Raw genomic sequence first — 18194 nt, 5'->3', positions numbered from 1 at the left:
CAGGCGCGCTGTCAAGGGGGACCGACGGAGGAACGGTCCGCTGTTAGCGTCGGGCCATGGACGACAACGACAAGCGCGCGACCGACGTTCCGACCGAGGCGACGGAGTCTCCCCACGCTGAGGATGCCGACGTCCGCCAGGACACGGCGTACAGTCCCGGCAGCGAGACCGAGACGCAGCAGAAGCAGGACGAGCATGTGTCCGCCACCGTGGACGACGATGACGTCGACGACTCGAAGGTGCAGGTCGCCCCGGGCACCGGCGGCCCCGACGACGTCGGCGAGGTCGACGTCGACCCGGGGGAGATCAACCTGCCCGGATTCTCCGGACGGTGACGAGCCCCGATCCGGTGTCGGCGAGGCTCAGGGACTACGACCTCGACGACCTGCGATCGCGTGTGCTGCCCGAACGGGGCGGCGAGGTGAACGACAGCATCCCTCAGCTGGCGGACGCCGACCCGGATCTGTTCGCGATCGCGCTGGCCGCGTCCGACGGGCGGGTCCGTCGCAGCGGTCAGTCGACGACCCCGTTCAGCATCCAGTCCGCCGTGAAGCCGTTCCTCTTCGCCCTCGCGCTGCACGACACCGACGGCGACGCGCTCGAGCGCGTCGGGATCGAGCCGACCGGCGAGGCCTTCGATGCGATCAAGCTCGAGAGCGGCACGGGGCGTCCGCCGAATCCGATGGTGAACGCGGGCGCGCTGCTCACGGCTGCCCTCGTCGCCGGCGGTGACGTCGCGGCCCGGAACGACCGCATCCTCCGGGGACTCTCGTCCTTCGCGGGGCGCGAGCTGCACGTGGACGAGGAGGTCGCCCGGGACGAGCACGCCCTCGGGGACCGGAATCACGCGCTCGCCCACCTCATGCGGGCCGAGGGGACGCTCGAGGTCACCGCCGACGACGCGGTCGAGGTCTACGCGCGGGCGTGCGCCGTCCGCGTGGACGTCGAGGCGCTGGCGGTCATGGGGGCGACCCTGGCGTGCGGCGGCCGGAACCCCGTCACCGGCGAGCAGGTGGTGTCGGCATCCGTCGCCCGCGACGTCGTGGCGGTGATGGCCACCTGCGGCGTCTACGACGGCTCGGGACGCTGGATGCGGAGTGTCGGGATCCCGGCCAAGTCCAGCGTGTCGGGGGCGATCGTGCTGAGCGTCCCCGGCGTCCTCGGCGCTGCCGTGATGAGCCCGCCGCTCGATCGCCAGGGCACGAGTGTCCGGGGGCACATCGCGAGCGGCCTGCTCAGCAGGGAACTGGGCGTCCACGTGTTCGGCGTCGGCGACACCGTGGCCGACCGGGATGGGGCGTGCCCCGTCGGAGACCATGATGACGCCTGAGCAGAACCGTCGCGGGCGCGTCGTCCTCGCGATAGGCGGCTCGCTGACGATCCTCGCCGTCCTCATCGTCGGGTGGGTCTGGCTGATCGCCTGACCGCCTGCGCGGGGAGGGCGAACGGGAGAACCCGCCCCGGCGGATGCCGGGACGGGTTCTCGTCGGTGCCGCGGACGGCGCGGAGGCGTCAGACGCCGAAGTAGAGCTCGTACTCGAACGGGTGCGGGCGCTGGGCCAGCGGCATGATCTCGTTCTCGATCTTGTAGTCGATCCAGGTCTCGATGAGCTCCGGGGTGAACACGTTGCCGCGGGTGAGGAACTCGTGGTCGGCGCGGAGCGCTTCGAGCGAGTCCAGCAGGCTGTTCGGGACCTGGGGGATGCTCTTGGCCTCCTCGGGCGGGAGCTCGTACAGGTCCTTGTCGATCGGCTCGTGCGGCTCGATGCGGTTGACGATGCCGTCGATGCCGGCCATCAGCTGGGCCGCGAACGCGAGGTAGGGGTTGCCCGACGCGTCCGGAGCGCGGAACTCGATGCGCTTCGCCTTGGGGTTCGATCCCGTGATCGGGATGCGGATCGCCGCGGAGCGGTTTCCCGCCGAGTACACGAGGTTGACCGGCGCCTCGAAGCCCTTCACCAGGCGGTGGTAGCTGTTGAGCGTCGGGTTGGTGAACGCCAGGACGGCGGGGGCGTGGGCCAGCAGACCGCCGATGTACCAGCGGGCGACGTCGCTCAGCCCGCCGTAGCCCTTCTCGTCGTAGAAGAGCGGCTGGCCGCCGTTCCACAGCGACTGGTGGGTGTGCATGCCCGAGCCGTTGTCGCCGAACAGGGGCTTGGGCATGAAGGTCGCGACCTTGCCCCACTCCTCCGCCGTGTTCTTGACGATGTACTTGAACTTCAGGATGTCGTCGGCCGCGTGGACCATCGTGTCGAAGCGGTAGTTGATCTCCGCCTGGCCGCCCGTGCCGACCTCGTGGTGGGCGCGCTCCAGCTGCAGGCCGGACTCGATGAGCTTGAGCGAGATGTCGTCGCGCAGATCGGCCTGCTTGTCGACGGGCGAGACGGGGAAGTAGCCGCCCTTGAAGGGGGTCTTGTTGGCGAGGTTGCCGCCCTCCTCCTTGCGACCCGTGTTCCAGGCGCCCTCCTCGGAGTCGACGAAGTAAAAGCTCTGGTTCTGCTTCACGTCGTAGCGCACGTCGTCGAAGATGTAGAACTCGGCCTCGGGGGCGAAGAACGCGGTGTCGGCGATGCCGGTCGAGGCGAGGTACTTCTCGGCTTTCTTGGCGACCTGGCGGGGGTCCTTCGAGTAGATCTCACCGGTGCGGGGGTTGTAGATGTCGAAGACCATGATCAGGGTCTTCGCCTCGCGGAACGGGTCCAGGTAGGCCGTCGTCACATCCGGGATCAGCTGCATGTCCGACTCGTGGATGTTCGCGAAGCCGCGGATCGACGAGCCGTCGAACAGCTGGCCGACCGTGAAGAACTCCTCGTCGACGGTCGAAGCCGGGATGTTGAAGTGCTGCTGGACACCGGGGAGATCCGTGAAACGGATGTCGAGGAACTTGACGTCCTCGTCCTTGATGAACGCGAGCACCTCGGATGAATCTTTGAACATGGAGTCTCCAAGATCGTGGTGCGATGACGGCGCCCGTCGGATCAGGCGCACATCGAACCTATCGGGAACCAGTTGCTCCGCAGTGTCTCCGATGTTTCGAGGATGTTACGCCACCGCGGATAGGCTGAAGGGGTGACCACGACCGTATCCGAGTATCCCGGCGAACGGCTCGGTCGCCCCGTCTCCGGCCCCGGCAGCATCGGCCGGCCCGGCCGCCGGATCGCCGCCCTGGCGATCGACTACGCGGCCGCGACCGTCATCGCGACCGCGTTCTTCGGCTTCAACCAGTTCGAGCTGCCCGATCAGGCGGGGTGGCGTCAGTTCGCGCCCATGATGGTGTTCGCCGCGCTGCAGATCCTCTTCATCCCGACCCTCGGCGGCAGCCCCGGCCACCGCATCGTCGGGATGCGCCTCGAGATGGTGCAGGGCGGCTGGGTGGGACTGTGGCGCCCGATCATCCGGACCGCGCTGCTGCTCGTCGTGATCCCCGCGGTCGTCTGGGACTCGGACCAGCGCGGCATCCACGACAAGATCGTCGGAACGGTGCTCGTCCGATCCTGATCCCGCCGCGGTGAGGCCGGCGGGGCCTCGGCTCAGCGGGGCCGCTGCGCGCGAGCGCGGAGCGGGTCGATCCCCTTGGGGATCGGCAGCGACGTGACCGACTGCGAGACGGAGTCGATGCGCTTGACGACGGCGGCGAGCGTGGCCCGGTCGACCGTCTTCGGAAGCGCCTTGATCGTCTTCGCCAGCTTCGAGATCGGGACCTCGCCCTCGCCGTGGCCGACGTAGAGGACCTCGACGTTCACGCCGGATGCCACGCGGGACACCTTCTTGCGCTCGTCGCTGACGAGACGGGTCAGACGGCCGCGGGCGCCCTCGCCGATGATGACGACGCCGCCGCGACCGACGGCGCGGTAGACGGCGTCCTGCGTGCGGGGGTTGACGCCCACGGGCATGTCCGAGGTCACCCAGCGGCGACCGAGACCGGTGGAGAGGATGTGCCCGGTCGCTCCCGGCATCCCGTCGAGCTTCTTGTACATCACGCGCGTCGACAGGCGGGTGAGGAGGATCATCGCGAGGAGGAGGCCGAGCAGCAGACCGCTGACGCCCCACAGGATGATGCTCCACAGCGCCACCGGGGGGATGAGGAAGCCGATGAGGACACCCACGCCGACGCCCACCACGAGCGCTCCGATGAGCGCCCACGGAAGCCAGCGGAACTCGCCCTTCGTGAACGTGTACAGCGAGCGGATCTGGGAGAAGAACCCGGGACGCTTCTCGGGTGCGGAACTGCGGGATGCCATGTGCTCAGCCTACCTTTGCGGCCCGCCGTCTTCTTCACCGTCGTCGACGGCATGATGCTGTCCCCAACCCGGCCGCGCGCGACGGCCGACGGGTGCGGCACGCGCACCCTGGGGTGATGGATCCCGTCGTGCTCGACCTGCCGCCCGCGCTCCGGGACCTGACCGCCGGCGATGCGCCGTTCCCGGGGACGCTGCGCGCGGGCGACCCGCCGACGGTGTGGACGGATGCCGCTGTCTTCGCCGCGAGCCCCGCATGGGCGGCCGTCGATGCGGAGCACCTGCTGACCGCACTGGACGCCGCCCAGACCCCCGACGGTCCGCGCGTCGTGCTGCCGCACTGCCCGCATCCGCTTCTGGACGTGATCACCACCGGGGCGCTGTCCCCGGGGGTGGTGGTGACGGTCGCGGTGAGCATGTTGCGCGGGGCGACCGAGGCGGACGCGCTCGGCGCTCGGACGGGCCGGTGGTGGGTCACGGGATCCGCTCGGCCCGTCCTGGCGTTGACGGGCGATCTGGAGTGGCGGACCGACACGGTGACCGCGTTGGAATCGCTCGCCGCCGACCAGGCCGAGCCGCTGGCCGACGCGCTCCGGCGGGCGTCCGCGACGGCCGCCGACCCGCGGCTGCTGCGTCGGGAGGGGGCGGCGATCGAGGCGGGGCTGTTCGGCCTCGCTGCACCGGCGCCGCTGTCGCTCGATCGTCGTGCGCACGCGGACGGGGCGGCGCCGCCGCGGCGGCGCCCCACGCCGGCACCCGAGACCGCCGGTCTGGCCGAGGGGGTCCGGGCCGCCGTGGCGCGTCTGGTGGACGGCGGGATCGCGGATCGGCTCGCCGGTGCGCTGTCATCCCTGCGGGCGGGGAGCCGGCGGCCGGGGCGGAGCACGAGAGGGCCGCGCGGGCCAGGCGGGCGCCGGCGCGTCGTCCTGGTGGCCGGAGTCGCCGCGGTGGCGGTCGTCCTCGCCGGGGCGCTGTGGCCGGCGGACGAGACGCCGGTGGCATCGGTCGAGACCCGATCCGCGCCGTGGTCTGGAGCGACGGCGTCCGCCCTCCCGCCGTCGGCCGCCCCCTCGGCGGAGGAGGAACCGGACGGGCTGACGGGTCTCGGCAGGGCCCTGGTCGACGCGGTCGTGGCGTGCGGCGATGACGCGTGCGCGGCTGAGCTGTGGGAGCGGCCCGAGCTGGCGGGGCCGGTGACCGCGGCGCGCGGCGCCTACGGGATCGAGGTCGTCGACGAGTACGGCGGCGTCGCCGCGCTCCGGGTCACCGGTGCGGGCGCGTCGCAGATCGTCGTGATCGTGCAGGTCGACGAACGATGGCTGGTCCGCGAGGTGTACGACCTCGCGGACCAGCCATGACGCTGCGGGTGATCAGGCTCCGAGCTGGCCCTCGAACGCGGCGGCTTCCAGGCGCGTCTTGACGGCGCTCAGGAAGCGGGCGGCGTCGGCACCGTCGATGACACGGTGGTCGTACGACAGGGCGAGGTAGACGTACGAGCGGATGCTGATCGCGTCCTTGCCGTCGACCGACACGAGGCCGGGTCGCTTGACGACGACACCGGTGCCGAGGATCGCCGACTGCGGCAGGAACACCACGGGCGTGTCGAACAGCGCGCCGCGCGAGCCGGTGTTGGTCAGCGTGAACGTGCCGCCGGCGAGCTCGTCGGGCTTCAGCTTGTTGTTGCGGGTCCGCTCGGCGAGGTCGGCGATCTCGTGCGCGATCTGCGCGATGTTCTTGTCACCCGCGTCACGCAGCACCGGGGTGAGCAGGCCGCGCTCGGTGTCCACCGCGATCGAGACGTTCTCCGAAGCCGGGTAGACGATCTGGTCCCCGTCCACGGTCGCGTTGATGATCGGGAAGGACTTCAGCGCCTCGGCCGCGGCCAGGGCGAAGAAGGGCAGGAACGACAGCTTGTCGCCCGTCTTCTCGAGGAAGGTCGCCTTCACCGAATCGCGGTAGTTCGCGAGCTTCGTGACGTCGACCTCGACGACCGTCGTGAGCTGAGCCGTCTGCTGCATCGACTCGACGGCCCGGCTGGCGAGGACCTTCCGCAGACGCGACATCGGCTGGGTCGTGCCGCGAAGCGGCGAGACCTCGATGGGCGCCGGCGCCGCGGCCGCGGCCTGCGGGGCCGACTCGGACGGCGCAGCCTTCGGCGCCTCGGCGGCCTTCAGGACGTCCTCCTTGCGGATGCGTCCGCCGACGCCGCTGCCGGTGACGGTGGTGAGGTCGACACCGTGCTGCTGCGCGAGACGGCGCACGAGCGGGGTGACGTAGGTCACGGTGTCGTCGTCCGCGACCGTCGCCTCCGCTGCGGCGGGCTCCTCCGTGGCGGGAGCGGCCGCGGGGGCCTCCTCCTCGGCGGGAGCAGCCGCAGGGGCCTCTTCCTTGGCGGGAGCGGCCTGTTCGGCGGGTGCGGGCGCTGCGGTTTCGGCGGGAGCTTTGGCGGCCGGCGCTTCGGCGGCGGGCGCTTCGGCGGCGGGCGCGGGGGCCTCGGCGGCGGGCGCGCCGGAGCCGACGCGGGCGAGGACAGCACCGACCTCGACGGTCTCGTCCTCCTGGACCAGGATCTCGGTCAGCGTGCCGGCCACGGGGGAGGGGATCTCGGTGTCGACCTTGTCGGTCGAGATCTCCAGGAGCGCCTCATCGATGGCGACCTCGTCACCCACCTGCTTCAGCCAGCGGGTGACAGTGCCTTCGGTGACGCTCTCACCCAGCTCGGGCAGGACGACGTCCTTCGCGTCGCCGTCGGCAGCGGGGGCGGCCTCGGCGGCGGGAGCGGACTCCTCGGCCGCGGGCGCGGGCTGCTCGGCGGCGGGCGCGGCTTCAGCCGGAGCCGCCTCTTCGGCAGCCGGCGCGGACTCGGTGGGAGCGGACTCGGCCGGCGCGGATGAGCCGTCGCCGATCTTCGCGAGGACGGCGCCGACCTCGACGGTCTCGTCCTCGTCGACCAGGATCTCCTCGATGACGCCGCTGACCGGCGACGGGATCTCCGTGTCCACCTTGTCGGTCGAGATCTCCAGCAGTCCCTCGTCGGCCTGGATGGTGTCACCGACCTTCTTGAGCCAGCGGGTGACCGTTCCCTCGGTGACGCTCTCTCCGAGCGCGGGGAGGACCACGGATGTGCTCATGACTGTGTCTCCTTCAAGAAAAGATCGATGTCTTTCCAGCTTAGTCGCCTGGGCGACGGGTCAGATTGTGTGCAGGGGCTTGCCCGCGAGGGCCAGGAACGCCTCACCCAGCGCTTCGCTCTGAGTGGGGTGGGCGTGGATGAGAGGCGCCAGATCCTCGGGGTGCGCCTCCCAGCCGACGGCGAGCTGACCCTCCGTGATGAGCTCACCCACGCGGTCGCCCACGAGGTGGACGCCCACGACCGGGCCGTCGGTGACCCGGACGACCTTCGCGATGCCGCTCGTGCCGATGATCTCGCTCCTGCCGTTGCCGGCGAGGTTGTACTCGTACGCGGTCACGGCGTCACCGTGTGCCTCGCGCGCCTGTGCCTCGGTGAGGCCCACCGAGGCGACCTCGGGGTGCGAGTACGCGACGCGCGGGATCGTCGTCTCGGGCACCGGCGTCGGGTCGAGGCCGGTGATCTGCTCGGCCACGAAGATCCCCTGCTGGAAGCTCCGGTGCGCGAGCTGGAGGCCCGGGACGATGTCGCCGACGGCCCACACGTGCGAGACGCTCGTGCGCAGCCGGTCGTCGACGCTCACGAAGCCGCGCTCGAGGGCGACGCCCGCGTCCTCCAGGCCGAGGCCCGCCGTGACGGGACCGCGGCCCACCGCCACGAGCAGGTAGTCGCCCTCGAGGACGGTGCCGTCGGACAGGCGGACCGAGACCCCGGCATCCGTCGTGTCGACGCCGTCGAAGCGCGTGCCCAGCCGGCTCGCGATGCCGCGCTTGCGGAACGCCCGCTCGAGAGCCTTGCTGGAGGCGACGTCCTCGGCCGGCAGCAGGTGATCGAGAGCCTCGACGATCGTGACCTCGGCACCCAGCGAACGCCAGACGCTCGCGAACTCCACGCCGATGACGCCGCCGCCGAGGACGATCACCCGCTCCGGGATCACGTCCAGCGACAGCGCGGACTCGCTCGTCAGGACGCGGCCGCCGATCTCGAGGCCGGGGAGGGTCCGCGTCGTGGAGCCCGTGGCCAGCACGACGTCGGTTCCCCGGTAGACGTCGTCGCCGACCGTGACGGCGGCGTCGGCGGTGAGGCGCCCTTCGCCGCCGACCACGGTGATGCCGCGCGCGGAGATGAGGCTCTGCAGGCCGCGGTACTTCTTGTCGACGATCCCGTCGCGGTACGCGGCCATCGCGGCCGGATCGATGCCGGTCAGCTCCGCCGTCACGCCGACGCCGGCGGCGCCGCGGACGGCGTCGGCCACCTCGGCCGTGTGGAGGAGGGCCTTGGTGGGGATGCAGCCGCGGTGCAGGCACGTGCCGCCGAGACGGTCCTTCTCGATGAGGGCCACCGACTTGCCGAGCTCGGACGCACGGATCGCGGCGGCGTACCCGCCGCTGCCGCCGCCCAGGATGACGACATCGAAAGAGGCGTCGGTCATCGGGCCTGTCCCTCCACGAAGGCGAGGAGCGCTCGCACCGCGGCGCCCGTGGGGCCCTTGTCGGTGGCGCCGTACGCGGCCTTGGTGCTGCCGCTGCCCGCGATGTCCAGATGCACCCAGGGGATCCGCGGGGAGTCCGCTTCGTCGCCGACGCGGCCGACGAAGCGGCGCAGGAACAGCGCCGCGAACATCGTCCCGCCGGAGGGATCGCCGATCTTGGCGTTCTGCAGGTCCGCGATGGGGGAGTCGAGCTCGTCCTCCATGTGCGCGGGGAGGGGGAGCTGCCAGGCGAGCTCGCCCACCGACTCCGCAGTGGCGAGGAACTCCGCGACCGTGTCGTCGTCGCCCATGACGCCGGTGTGACGGTTGCCGAGGGCGATGCTCACGGCACCGGTGAGCGTCGCGACGTCGACGATCACGTCGGGGCGGGTGCGGCTCGCCGCGGCGATGCCGTCGGCGAGGACCAGACGCCCCTCGGCATCCGTGTTCAGAACCTCGACGGTGGTGCCGTCGAGCATCGTCAGCACGTCACCGGGCCGGGTCGCGCGCCCCGACGGCATGTTGTCCGCGATGCACAGCCAGGCGCTGACGGCGACGGGCAGCTCGCGCTCGGCCGCGGCGCGGACCACGGCGAGAGCGGTGGCGGCGCCGCACATGTCGTACTTCATCCCGACCATGGATGCCGGCGGCTTGAGGGACAGCCCGCCCGTGTCGAAGGTGATGCCCTTGCCGACCACGGCGACGTGGCGGTCGGCGCCGGCGGGGGCGTAGGTGAGACGGACGAGCCGCGGCGGGCGGTCGGATCCCTGGCCCACGCCGAGGATGCCGCCGAAGCCCTGGGCGGCCAGCTCCGTCTCGTCGAGGATCTCCACCTCGATGGGGAGGTCGGCCACCTCGGCGGCTGCGCGGTCCGCGAGATCGGCCGGGCCCAGCCACTCCGCGGGGATGTTCACGAGGTCCTTGACGAGGGCGACGGCGGAGCCGCCGGCGGCCACGGCGGCGACGGCGGCATCGGAGACCTCGGACCCGGTGTGGACCGTCACGCGCTGGGCGCGCGTCTTCACGGCATCCGTCGTCTTGTAGCCGGCGAAGCGGTAGCCGCCCAGGACGGCGCCCTCTGCTGCGGCGCTCCAGTGCTCGTCGGCAGCGGGAACGGCGATCGCGAGCGCGGCGAAGCCGGTGGTGGTGCGCACCGCTGCGCCCACGGCCTCACGGACGGCCGCGGCGGTCGGGGCGGAGCCGGTGCCCACCACGATGATCGGGGTCGCGGTGGACTCGGGCGCGTACGCCCGTGCGGTCGAACCGGCGGCGCCGGTGAAGCCGATGCCGCGCAGCGCGGCGTCGAGCCCGGGCCACTCCGCCAGCACGGCGGACCCTTCATCGAGCGGCGGAAGCGCCAGCACGAAGGCATCGGCGTCGGAATCGCGGAGGGGGGACGAGGAGACGGTCAGCGCGGGGTACGGCATGACCTCCATCCTACGGAGCCGACGTTCGCTCAGAGCGGGACGCCGCGGCGGCCACCCCCGCTGAGCGGCTCGTACAGTGGGACCATGCCCCTGTCAGGTCCTCTCTATGAGCGTGTCGTTTCCGCCCCGTCGGTGCCGGCGGGACTCCCGCTCGTCGTGACGCTGACCGGATTCACCGATGCCGGATCGGCGGTGAGCCGGCTCGTCGACCATCTGCGCACCGAGCACGACCCGGAGCCGGTCGTCTCCTTCAACCCGGACGTCCTCTTCGATTACCGGGCGCGTCGGCCGATCATCACCTTCGACGGCGATCGCCTCACCGACTACGCCGCGCCGCGGCTCGAGCTCTCCCTCGTGCACGACACGCTGGGGCAGCCGTTCGTCCTCCTCTCCGGCTACGAGCCGGACTTCGCCTGGGAGGCCTTCGCCGACACGGTCGTCGGCCTTGCCGAAGGCCTGCAGGTGCGCTCGATCACGTGGGTGCACGCGATCCCCATGCCGGTGCCGCACACGCGACCGCTCGGCACGACGGTCAGCGGCACGCGCGCCGACCTGACCGAGGCGCACTCGATCTGGAAGCCGCGCACCCAGGTGCCGGCGACCGTCGGTCACCTCCTCGAGTACCGCTTCAGCGAGTCGAGCGCCTCCGTCGCCGGCTTCGTCCTGCTCATCCCGCACTATCTCGCCGAGACGGACTTCCCCGCCGCCGCCATCGCGGGACTCGACAGCATCTCGGTCGCGACCGGACTCGTCTTCGACAGCGACACCCTCCGCGAGGAGAACCGCGAGTACCTCGAGAAGGTCGACGACCAGGTCTCGAACAGCGATGAGCTGACGGCGATGCTGCACAACCTCGAGGCCCGCTACGACGCCTACATGGCGGGGTCCACCTCGGCGCAGCCGATCATCCACTCCGGCGACCTGCCGTCGGCGGACGAGCTCGCCGCCGAACTCGAGCGCTTCCTCGCCAACCGTCCCTCGGGCGACGACGACCGTCGACCCGGTCTCGGCTGAGCCGGGCCGCTCGATCCCCGGGCCCCGGGGAATGCACCACCGACGTCGGGTGTTGACATCGGTACGTCCTTCATGCATCCGAGACGTATGAGAGAATGGACGAAACGACCCGTTGTCACCGGCGGAACCGCGCTCCGTGCGCAGGCCACCGGACTTGACAAGGGTCTTACTAGTGTCCGAACCCCGGCGGATTGCCGTCGGTGAAAGGCGAGACGTGACTTCAGGCACGAGGACCACCCGCACGCGGTCGACCGAGACGGTCGATCCGGCGGCAGACGCGGAGACGACGGCGTCCGCGGCCACCGCTGAGAGCGCCACGAAGAAGGCACCGGCCCGTAAGCCCGCGGCCAAGAAGACCACCGCGGCCGCCAAGAAGACGGCCACCACGAAGGCTGCGCCCGCGAAGGCGCGCGCCTCGAAGGCGAAGCCCGCCGACGACGACGAGGACGGCGAAGACGTCGACATCGAGGACGTCGAGGTCGATGTCGCCGAGGGCGACGACACCGCGGACGACGCCAAGAAGGCGGATGCCGAGAAGGCCGACGGCGACGACGAGGAAGAGCCCGCCAAGCCGGTGTTCACCGAGCCGCTCCCGACGGGTGCCATCGTCATCTCGTCGGCGGACGACGACGAGGTCCCCGTCTACTCGACGCAGATCACCGGCGCGACCGCCGACCCCGTCAAGGACTACCTCAAGCAGATCGGCAAGGTCCCGCTGCTGAACGCGGCGGAGGAGGTCGAACTCGCGATGCGCATCGAGGCGGGACTGTTCGCCGAGGAGAAGCTGTCGCACATGACCGCCGCCGAGAAGTCGGCGCAGCTCGGTCTCGACCTGCAGTGGGTCGCCCGTGACGGGCAGCGCGCGAAGAGTCACCTGCTCGGCGCCAACCTCCGTCTGGTCGTCTCGCTGGCCAAGCGCTACACCGGTCGCGGCATGCAGTTCCTGGACCTGATCCAGGAGGGGAACCTCGGTCTCATCCGTGCGGTCGAGAAGTTCGACTACACCAAGGGCTTCAAGTTCTCGACGTACGCGACGTGGTGGATCCGCCAGGCGATCACGCGTGCCATGGCAGACCAGGCCCGCACCATCCGCATCCCGGTCCACATGGTCGAGGTCATCAACAAGCTCGCCCGCGTGCAGCGCCAGATGCTGCAGGACCTGGGACGCGAGCCCACGCCCGAAGAGCTCAGCCGTGAGCTCGACATGACCCCTGAGAAGGTCATCGAGGTCCAGAAGTACGGCCGTGAGCCGATCTCGCTGCACACCCCGCTCGGCGAGGACGGCGACAGCGAGTTCGGCGACCTCATCGAGGACACCGAGGCCGTCGTGCCGGCCGACGCCGTCGGCTTCACGATGCTGCAGCGTCAGCTCGAGTCGCTCCTGGACTCGCTCTCGGAGCGCGAGGCCGGTGTCATCCGGATGCGCTTCGGTCTCGGCGACGGTCAGCCCAAGACGCTGGACCAGATCGGCGACACGTTCGGCGTGACGCGTGAGCGCATCCGCCAGATCGAGTCGAAGACCATGGCCAAGCTGCGTCACCCGTCGCGGTCGCAGTCGCTGCGGGACTACCTCGAATGACCGACGCCGCGAACGAGGGCAAGGAACTCACTCGCGCGATCGACGGGGCGACGTACGCCCGGATCCCGATCCGGACGCACGTCGTCATGCCGGGGGAGGACCTCGACGGGATCGTCGTGCGGTACGCCGCCGACCAGCTGCAGCCGGGTGACCTGCTGTTCGTGACGGAGAAGATCGTCGCGATCACGCAGGGCCGGTCCTATCTCGTCGAGGACATCACCCCGCGTCCCCTCGCCCGGTTCCTGTCGCGCCACGTTGTGAAGACGGCGTACGGCATCGGGCTCGGCATGCCCGAGACGATGGAGATGGCGCTGCGCGAGTGCGGCACCCCCCGCATCCTGTTCGCAGCCGCCGTCGCCGCCGTGACGAAGCTCTTCGGCCGCCGCGGGGACTTCTACCGCGTCGCGGGGGACAAGGCGCGGTCGATCGACGGCCCCACACCGCACACCATCCCGCCGTACAACAAGGCTGTCGTGCTCGGACCGACCCAGCCGGCGAAGGTCGCGGCACGCCTCAAGGCAGCCGTGGGCGGCGCGAACGAGGTCGCGGTCGTCGACATCAACGACATCGGCGGCAACATCCTCGGATCGACGCTCGACCGTGCCGGCGAGCAGCGGCTCGTCCGCATCCTGGGCGACAACCCGCTCGGCCAGGGGCATCAGTCCACGCCGCTCGGGATCATCCGGCGCTCGGGGATCTGAGGCATGGGAGCCGTCCACCGCCTCTACCGTCGCGCCCGCTTCTTCGTGAAGCGCGTCGTGAACTTCGACCGCGATCGCGTCCTGCAGTTCGCCCGGCAGTCGGCACGGCTGTCCACGGCGCCGCTCGGGTGGGTCGTCCTCGACATGCTGTGGTGCTCGGTGCGGTACGAGACCACCTTCGAGAACTACTCGGAGTGGGACTTCCGCATCCTGCGTCCGCGCGAGCGCAAGACCTACATGACCGACCCGAAGTCGTTCCACCTGTCCCGCCGGCTGAACGACGACAGCCGGCGCGCCGTCTTCGACGACAAGCTCCAGTTCGCGGAGCGCTTCGGCGATGAGCTCGGGCGCGAGTGGATCGACCTGCGGCAGACGGATGCCGCCGCCTTCGGCGCGTTCGTGTCGCGGCATCCTCGGATCATCGCGAAGAACCCCGGCGGTGTGGGCGGCAACGGCATCTCGCTGCTCGACTCGGCCGACATCGACGATCCGGCGGCGACGCGCGACGAGCTGATCACCGCCGGTCAGGTGCTCGTCGAAGAGGTGCTCGTGCAGCATCCCGACATGGCATCCCTGTACCCCCGCAGCGTCAACTCGCTGCGCGTCGTGTCGTACCTGGACCCCGATGGCGAGGTGCACGTCCTCGCCGGCGTCCTCAAGATCGGCAACGGCGGCGTCATCGACAACTTCAGCAACGGCGGCATGTACACCATGCTCGATGAGCGCGGCCGCGCGCTGCACGCCGCCAGCGACGAGGAGGGCCGTCCGTTCGCGGAGCACCCGGTCACCGGCGTGACGATCACCGGCTTCCAGGTGCCGCTCTACGACGAGGTCCTCGCGCTCGTGGACCGTCTGGCGCGCACGGTGCCGGCGATGCCCTACATCGGCTGGGACGTCGCGATCACGGCGTCCGGTCCCGTGGTCATCGAAGGCAACCACAACACCGGCGTCTTCCAGTCGAAGCCGTCGGTGTCCGGGATCCGCTCCGGACTCCTGCCCCGCTACCGCGCCGCCATGCGCTTCTGACCCCGGAGGGATCCGCCGTGCGCCGCATCCGCGTCCGTCTGCAGTACCTCATCCGCCGTGCGCGCAAGCTGCGCCCGGGCAACCTCGTCGAGTTCGCGCGCACCGTGCAGCGGGTCTCGAAGGCGCCGCTGCCGGTGATCATCGCCGACATGCTGTGGTGCTCGGTGCGCTACGACATGGCGTTCCGCGACTACGCGGTGTGGGACATCCGCCTGCTGACCGCGAAGGAGCGGGCGACCTGGATGACGCACCCCAAGTCGTTCCGCATCACGAAGATGTACAACACGGCCGAAGGGCGCGCCAAGCTCGAGGACAAGCGCCGGTTCGCCCGGGAGTACGCCGACCTCCTCGGCCGCGAGACGGTCGACCTGCGAGACGTCGACGACACGGAGCTCGCCGCCTTCCTCGCGCGTCACCCGAAGGTGCTCACGAAGCCCAACGAGGGCCAGGGCGGGGGCGGCATCGACCTGCACGAGGCCGGTGCCGACACCGATCCGGCCGCGTTCCGCGCCGCGGTGACCGCCGCAGGGCAGTCGGTCGTCGACGAGTTCATCGTCCAGCACCCGGACATGTCGGCGATGTACCCCGATGCGGTGAACACCGTTCGCCTCATCACCTTCCTCGACGGCGAGGACCGCGTGCACCTGCTCGCCGCCGTCCTCCGCATCGGCAACGGCGACGTCATCGACAACTTCGCCTCCGGCGGGATGTTCACCATGCTCGATGACGAGGGCGTCGCGATGTACCCCGGCGTCGACAAGAACAGCAACGTGTACCGCGAGCACCCGGTGACGGGGACACCGGTCGTCGGGTTCCGCGTCCCGCTGTACGACCGCGTGCTCGACCTCGCCGCATCCCTCGCCCGGCGCACCCCGGAGGCGCCCTACGTGGGGTGGGACATCGCCCTCACCCCGACCGGACCGGTCGTGATCGAGGGGAACCACAACTCCAGCGTCTTCCAGCCGAAGCCATCGGCGTCCGGCGTCCGCACCGGTCTGCTCCCCGTCTACCGGGCGGCTGTCGGCTTCTGATCCGCGGCACGACGAAGGGCCCCGCCGATGATGGCGGGGCCCTTCGTCGATGTCGGGGGAGTCGGCGTCAGACCGCCTCGGTCAGACGAGCCGTCTCGTCGTGCCACGAGGTCGCGACGGCGCGGAGCTTCTCTTCGTACTTGCGTCCGTGGTGGGCGCAGAACAGCAGCTCGCTGCCGTTGACCTCGGCGGCGATGTAGGCCTGGGCGCCGCAGGAGTCGCAACGGTCCATCGCGGTGAGGCGGTGCTCGAGGACGGCTCCGGGCTGCGTGGTGGTGGTGGTGCTCATGTCAGGTGCCTCCTCGTAGTGCTCATGACGTATCGGTCATGTCATACAACCACGGGGCCGGTGGGGGTATGCCCGTATTGACGGGCATTTCGCTCACCGCGTACGGTACCTCTCCGCCGCGCGCGTCCGGTCCGGGAAGACCTGTGTGTCGGGGGAACCGGGAGGGGAGCGCCCGGATACGCTAGGAGATTGTGACCCCCGAGTATTCCGCCCATCATCTCCAGGTGCTCGAAGGGCTCGAGGCGGTCCGCAAGCGTCCGGGCATGTACATCGGGTCCACCGACTCCCGCGGCCTCATGCACTGCCTGTGGGAGATCATCGACAACTCGGTGGACGAGGCGCTCGGCGGTCACGGCACGCGGATCGAGATCCTGCTGCACGCCGACGCGAGCGTCGAGGTGCGAGACCGCGCGCGCGGCATCCCCGTCGACATCGAGCCGCGAACGGGTCTCAGCGGAGTCGAGGTCGTCTTCACCAAGCTGCACGCGGGCGGCAAGTTCGGTGGCGGCTCCTACGCGGCGTCGGGCGGCCTGCACGGCGTGGGCGCGTCGGTCGTGAACGCCCTGTCGGAGCGCCTCGACGTCGAGGTGGACCGTGCCGGCAAGACCTACGCGATGTCGTTCCACCGCGGCGAGCCCGGCGTGTTCGCCGGCGACGGGCCGAACGCGCCCTTCACGCCGTTCGAGAAGTCCAGCGAGCTGCGGGTCGCCGGCAGAGCCCCGAAGGGGTCGACCGGCACGCGCGTGCGGTACTGGGCCGACCGGCAGATCTTCACCAAGGATGCCGCCTTCGACCTGACCGAGCTGGAGCAGCGGGTCCGCCAGACGGCCTTCCTCGTGCCGGGGCTCGAGATCGTCATTCTCGACCACCGCGGCGAGGAGCCGCGGGAGACGAGCTACCGCTTCGACGGCGGCATCTCGGAGTTCGCCGAGTTCCTCGCGCCCGACGCGCCGATCACCGACACGTGGCGGCTGACCGGCGCCGGAACGTTCACCGAGACCGTCCCCGTGCTGCAGCCCACCGGCGCGATGATCCCCACCGAGATCGAGCGGGAGTGCCAGGTCGACGTCGCGCTCCGCTGGGGCACCGGCTACGAGACCGTCAACCGGTCCTTCGTCAACATCATCTCGACGCCGAAGGGCGGAACCCATCAGCAGGGCTTCGAGCAGGGCCTCATGAAGGTCGTCCGCTCGCAGATCGAGGCGAACGCCCGAAAGCTCAAGGTCGGCGCGAGCGAGAAGATCGAGAAGGACGACATCCTCGCCGGACTCACCGCCGTCCTCACCGTCCGTCTCCCGGAGCCCCAGTTCGAGGGTCAGACGAAGGAAGTCCTCGGCACGCCCGCGGTGCGCAACATCGTGGCATCCGTCATCACCACGCAGCTCGCCGCGCGCTTCGCGTCGACGAAGCGCGAGGACAAGGCCCAGTCGGCCTCGCTGCTCGAGAAGGTGGTCTCCGAGATGAAGGCGCGCATCTCGGCGCGCACGCACAAGGAGACCCAGCGTCGCAAGAACGCGCTCGAGTCGTCCTCGCTCCCGGCGAAGCTGGCCGATTGCCGGACGAACGACGTCGCCGAGTCCGAGCTGTTCATCGTCGAGGGCGACTCGGCGCTGGGGACCGCGAAGCTGGCGCGCAACAGCGAGTACCAGGCCCTGCTGCCGATCCGCGGAAAGATCCTCAATGTCCAGAAGGCGTCGATCAGCGACATGCTCTCCAACGCCGAGTGCGCCGCGATCATCCAGGTGATCGGCGCGGGATCGGGTCGGTCGTTCGACATCGAGGCCGCCCGCTACGGCAAGATCATCCTGATGAGCGACGCCGACGTCGACGGCGCCCACATCCGCACGCTGCTGCTCACGCTCTTCTTCCGGTACATGCGTCCGCTGATCGAGGAGGGCCGGGTGTACGCCGCCGTGCCGCCGCTGCACCGGGTGATCGCGATCAACCCGGGGTCGAAGCCGAACGAGACGATCTACACCTACAGCGAGCAGGAGCTTCACACGCTGCTGACCAAGCTCACGAAGGCCGGGAAGCGCTGGCAGGAACCGGTGCAGCGTTACAAGGGCCTCGGTGAGATGGATGCCGACCAGCTCGCGACGACGACGATGGACCGGGCGGGCCGGACGCTCCGTCGGGTGCGCGTGCAGGACGCCGAGGCGGCGTCGACGGTGTTCGAGCTGCTCATGGGCAGCGAGGTCGCCCCGCGGCGGGACTTCATCGTGTCCTCGAGCGAGAACCTGGATCGCGAGCGCATCGACGCCTGACGCCCGCTCGCGGTAGCCTGCGGG

General features: G+C 70.4%; 16 protein-coding genes. 10 read left to right on the top strand and 6 right to left on the bottom strand.

Going from position 1 to position 18194, the window contains the following annotated elements; all coding sequences use genetic code 11:
• Window positions 1-56 precede the first annotated feature (56 nt).
• Entirely contained in the window at window positions 57-335 is a 279-nt protein-coding gene (locus AB3M83_RS09215) for a hypothetical protein (protein ID WP_412947298.1), read from the top strand.
• Window positions 332-1330 (top strand): glutaminase A, encoded by a 999-nt coding sequence (gene glsA, locus AB3M83_RS09210; protein WP_412947295.1) that lies wholly within the window; start codon window positions 332-334, stop codon window positions 1328-1330. The genes AB3M83_RS09215 and glsA overlap by 4 nt, the downstream gene beginning before the upstream one ends.
• A gap of 182 nt (window positions 1331-1512) precedes the next feature.
• Here the strand turns inward: glsA and glnA are convergent, their stop codons facing one another.
• Window positions 1513-2937, bottom strand: a complete 1425-nt coding sequence (gene glnA, locus AB3M83_RS09205; RefSeq protein WP_412947293.1) for a type I glutamate--ammonia ligase — start codon at window positions 2935-2937, stop codon at window positions 1513-1515.
• Window positions 2938-3069: 132 nt separating this feature from the next.
• Between glnA and AB3M83_RS09200 the strand changes: the two genes are divergently transcribed.
• Window positions 3070-3498 (top strand): RDD family protein, encoded by a 429-nt coding sequence (locus tag AB3M83_RS09200; RefSeq protein ID WP_412947291.1) that lies wholly within the window; start codon window positions 3070-3072, stop codon window positions 3496-3498.
• Window positions 3499-3530: 32 nt separating this feature from the next.
• Here AB3M83_RS09200 and AB3M83_RS09195 read toward each other — a convergent pair whose 3' ends face one another.
• Complete coding sequence (locus AB3M83_RS09195) at window positions 3531-4241, bottom strand: DUF4191 family protein (protein ID WP_412947289.1); 711 nt, start codon at window positions 4239-4241, stop codon at window positions 3531-3533.
• 116 nt (window positions 4242-4357) lie between these two features.
• Here AB3M83_RS09195 and AB3M83_RS09190 point away from each other — a divergent pair, with 116 nt between their 5' ends.
• Complete coding sequence (locus tag AB3M83_RS09190; protein ID WP_412947288.1) at window positions 4358-5596, top strand: hypothetical protein; 1239 nt, start codon at window positions 4358-4360, stop codon at window positions 5594-5596.
• Between the two features lie 12 nt (window positions 5597-5608).
• Here AB3M83_RS09190 and sucB read toward each other — a convergent pair whose 3' ends face one another.
• The 3 genes from sucB to AB3M83_RS09175 are packed head-to-tail and all read right to left on the bottom strand — an operon-like array spanning window position 5609 to window position 10266.
• A complete protein-coding gene (gene sucB / locus AB3M83_RS09185) occupies window positions 5609-7369 on the bottom strand; it encodes a 2-oxoglutarate dehydrogenase, E2 component, dihydrolipoamide succinyltransferase (protein WP_412947287.1) in 1761 nt (586 codons plus the stop codon).
• 60 nt (window positions 7370-7429) lie between these two features.
• Window positions 7430-8800, bottom strand: coding sequence for a dihydrolipoyl dehydrogenase (lpdA, locus tag AB3M83_RS09180; RefSeq protein WP_412947285.1), 1371 nt, complete (start codon window positions 8798-8800; stop codon window positions 7430-7432).
• A complete protein-coding gene (locus AB3M83_RS09175; RefSeq protein ID WP_412947283.1) occupies window positions 8797-10266 on the bottom strand; it encodes a leucyl aminopeptidase in 1470 nt (489 codons plus the stop codon). The genes lpdA and AB3M83_RS09175 overlap by 4 nt, the downstream gene beginning before the upstream one ends.
• 84 nt (window positions 10267-10350) lie before the next feature.
• On the opposite strand from AB3M83_RS09175, the gene AB3M83_RS09170 reads away from it, so the two are divergent.
• The 5 genes from AB3M83_RS09170 to AB3M83_RS09150 all read left to right on the top strand — a co-directional run bounded on the left by AB3M83_RS09170 (window position 10351) and on the right by AB3M83_RS09150 (window position 15617).
• Window positions 10351-11280, top strand: coding sequence for a proteasome assembly chaperone family protein (locus AB3M83_RS09170; protein ID WP_412947281.1), 930 nt, complete (start codon window positions 10351-10353; stop codon window positions 11278-11280).
• Window positions 11281-11494: 214 nt separating this feature from the next.
• Window positions 11495-12859: an RNA polymerase sigma factor gene (locus AB3M83_RS09165; RefSeq protein ID WP_412947280.1), complete on the top strand. Its 1365-nt coding sequence runs from the start codon at window positions 11495-11497 to the stop codon at window positions 12857-12859.
• Complete coding sequence (locus tag AB3M83_RS09160; RefSeq protein WP_412947278.1) at window positions 12856-13560, top strand: coenzyme F420-0:L-glutamate ligase; 705 nt, start codon at window positions 12856-12858, stop codon at window positions 13558-13560. Before AB3M83_RS09165 ends, AB3M83_RS09160 begins: the two co-directional genes overlap by 4 nt.
• A 3-nt stretch (window positions 13561-13563) precedes the next feature.
• Complete coding sequence (locus AB3M83_RS09155; RefSeq protein WP_412947276.1) at window positions 13564-14586, top strand: sugar-transfer associated ATP-grasp domain-containing protein; 1023 nt, start codon at window positions 13564-13566, stop codon at window positions 14584-14586.
• A gap of 17 nt (window positions 14587-14603) precedes the next feature.
• Window positions 14604-15617, top strand: coding sequence for a sugar-transfer associated ATP-grasp domain-containing protein (locus AB3M83_RS09150; RefSeq protein ID WP_412947274.1), 1014 nt, complete (start codon window positions 14604-14606; stop codon window positions 15615-15617).
• Between the two features lie 67 nt (window positions 15618-15684).
• Here AB3M83_RS09150 and AB3M83_RS09145 read toward each other — a convergent pair whose 3' ends face one another.
• On the bottom strand, window positions 15685-15906 hold the full coding sequence (locus tag AB3M83_RS09145) for a DUF7455 domain-containing protein (RefSeq protein WP_412947272.1): 222 nt from the start codon (window positions 15904-15906) through the stop codon (window positions 15685-15687).
• 191 nt (window positions 15907-16097) lie between these two features.
• Here AB3M83_RS09145 and AB3M83_RS09140 point away from each other — a divergent pair, with 191 nt between their 5' ends.
• Window positions 16098-18170, top strand: coding sequence for a DNA gyrase/topoisomerase IV subunit B (locus AB3M83_RS09140; RefSeq protein ID WP_412947269.1), 2073 nt, complete (start codon window positions 16098-16100; stop codon window positions 18168-18170).
• Window positions 18171-18194: the final 24 nt, after the last annotated feature.

The organism is Microbacterium pasadenense, from assembly GCF_047246565.1.
Lineage (GTDB): Bacteria > Actinomycetota > Actinomycetes > Actinomycetales > Microbacteriaceae > Microbacterium.
This window is presented reverse-complemented; position numbering and strand designations above follow the sequence as displayed.

Bases quoted from the DNA above. Each gene is read 5' to 3' on its own strand.
- AB3M83_RS09190 (WP_412947288.1), top strand. From the start codon at position 4,358: ATGGATCCCGTCGTGCTCGACCTGCCGCCCGCGCTCCGGGACCTGACC.
- AB3M83_RS09215 (WP_412947298.1), top strand. From the start codon at position 57: ATGGACGACAACGACAAGCGCGCGACCGACGTTCCGACCGAGGCGACG.
- AB3M83_RS09195 (WP_412947289.1), bottom strand. From the start codon at position 4,241: ATGGCATCCCGCAGTTCCGCACCCGAGAAGCGTCCCGGGTTCTTCTCC.
- AB3M83_RS09155 (WP_412947276.1), top strand. From the start codon at position 13,564: ATGGGAGCCGTCCACCGCCTCTACCGTCGCGCCCGCTTCTTCGTGAAG.
- AB3M83_RS09175 (WP_412947283.1), bottom strand. From the start codon at position 10,266: ATGCCGTACCCCGCGCTGACCGTCTCCTCGTCCCCCCTCCGCGATTCC.
- AB3M83_RS09160 (WP_412947278.1), top strand. From the start codon at position 12,856: ATGACCGACGCCGCGAACGAGGGCAAGGAACTCACTCGCGCGATCGAC.
- sucB (WP_412947287.1), bottom strand. From the start codon at position 7,369: ATGAGCACATCCGTGGTCCTCCCCGCGCTCGGAGAGAGCGTCACCGAG.
- AB3M83_RS09145 (WP_412947272.1), bottom strand. From the start codon at position 15,906: ATGAGCACCACCACCACCACGCAGCCCGGAGCCGTCCTCGAGCACCGC.
- lpdA (WP_412947285.1), bottom strand. From the start codon at position 8,800: ATGACCGACGCCTCTTTCGATGTCGTCATCCTGGGCGGCGGCAGCGGC.
- glnA (WP_412947293.1), bottom strand. From the start codon at position 2,937: ATGTTCAAAGATTCATCCGAGGTGCTCGCGTTCATCAAGGACGAGGAC.
- AB3M83_RS09170 (WP_412947281.1), top strand. From the start codon at position 10,351: ATGCCCCTGTCAGGTCCTCTCTATGAGCGTGTCGTTTCCGCCCCGTCG.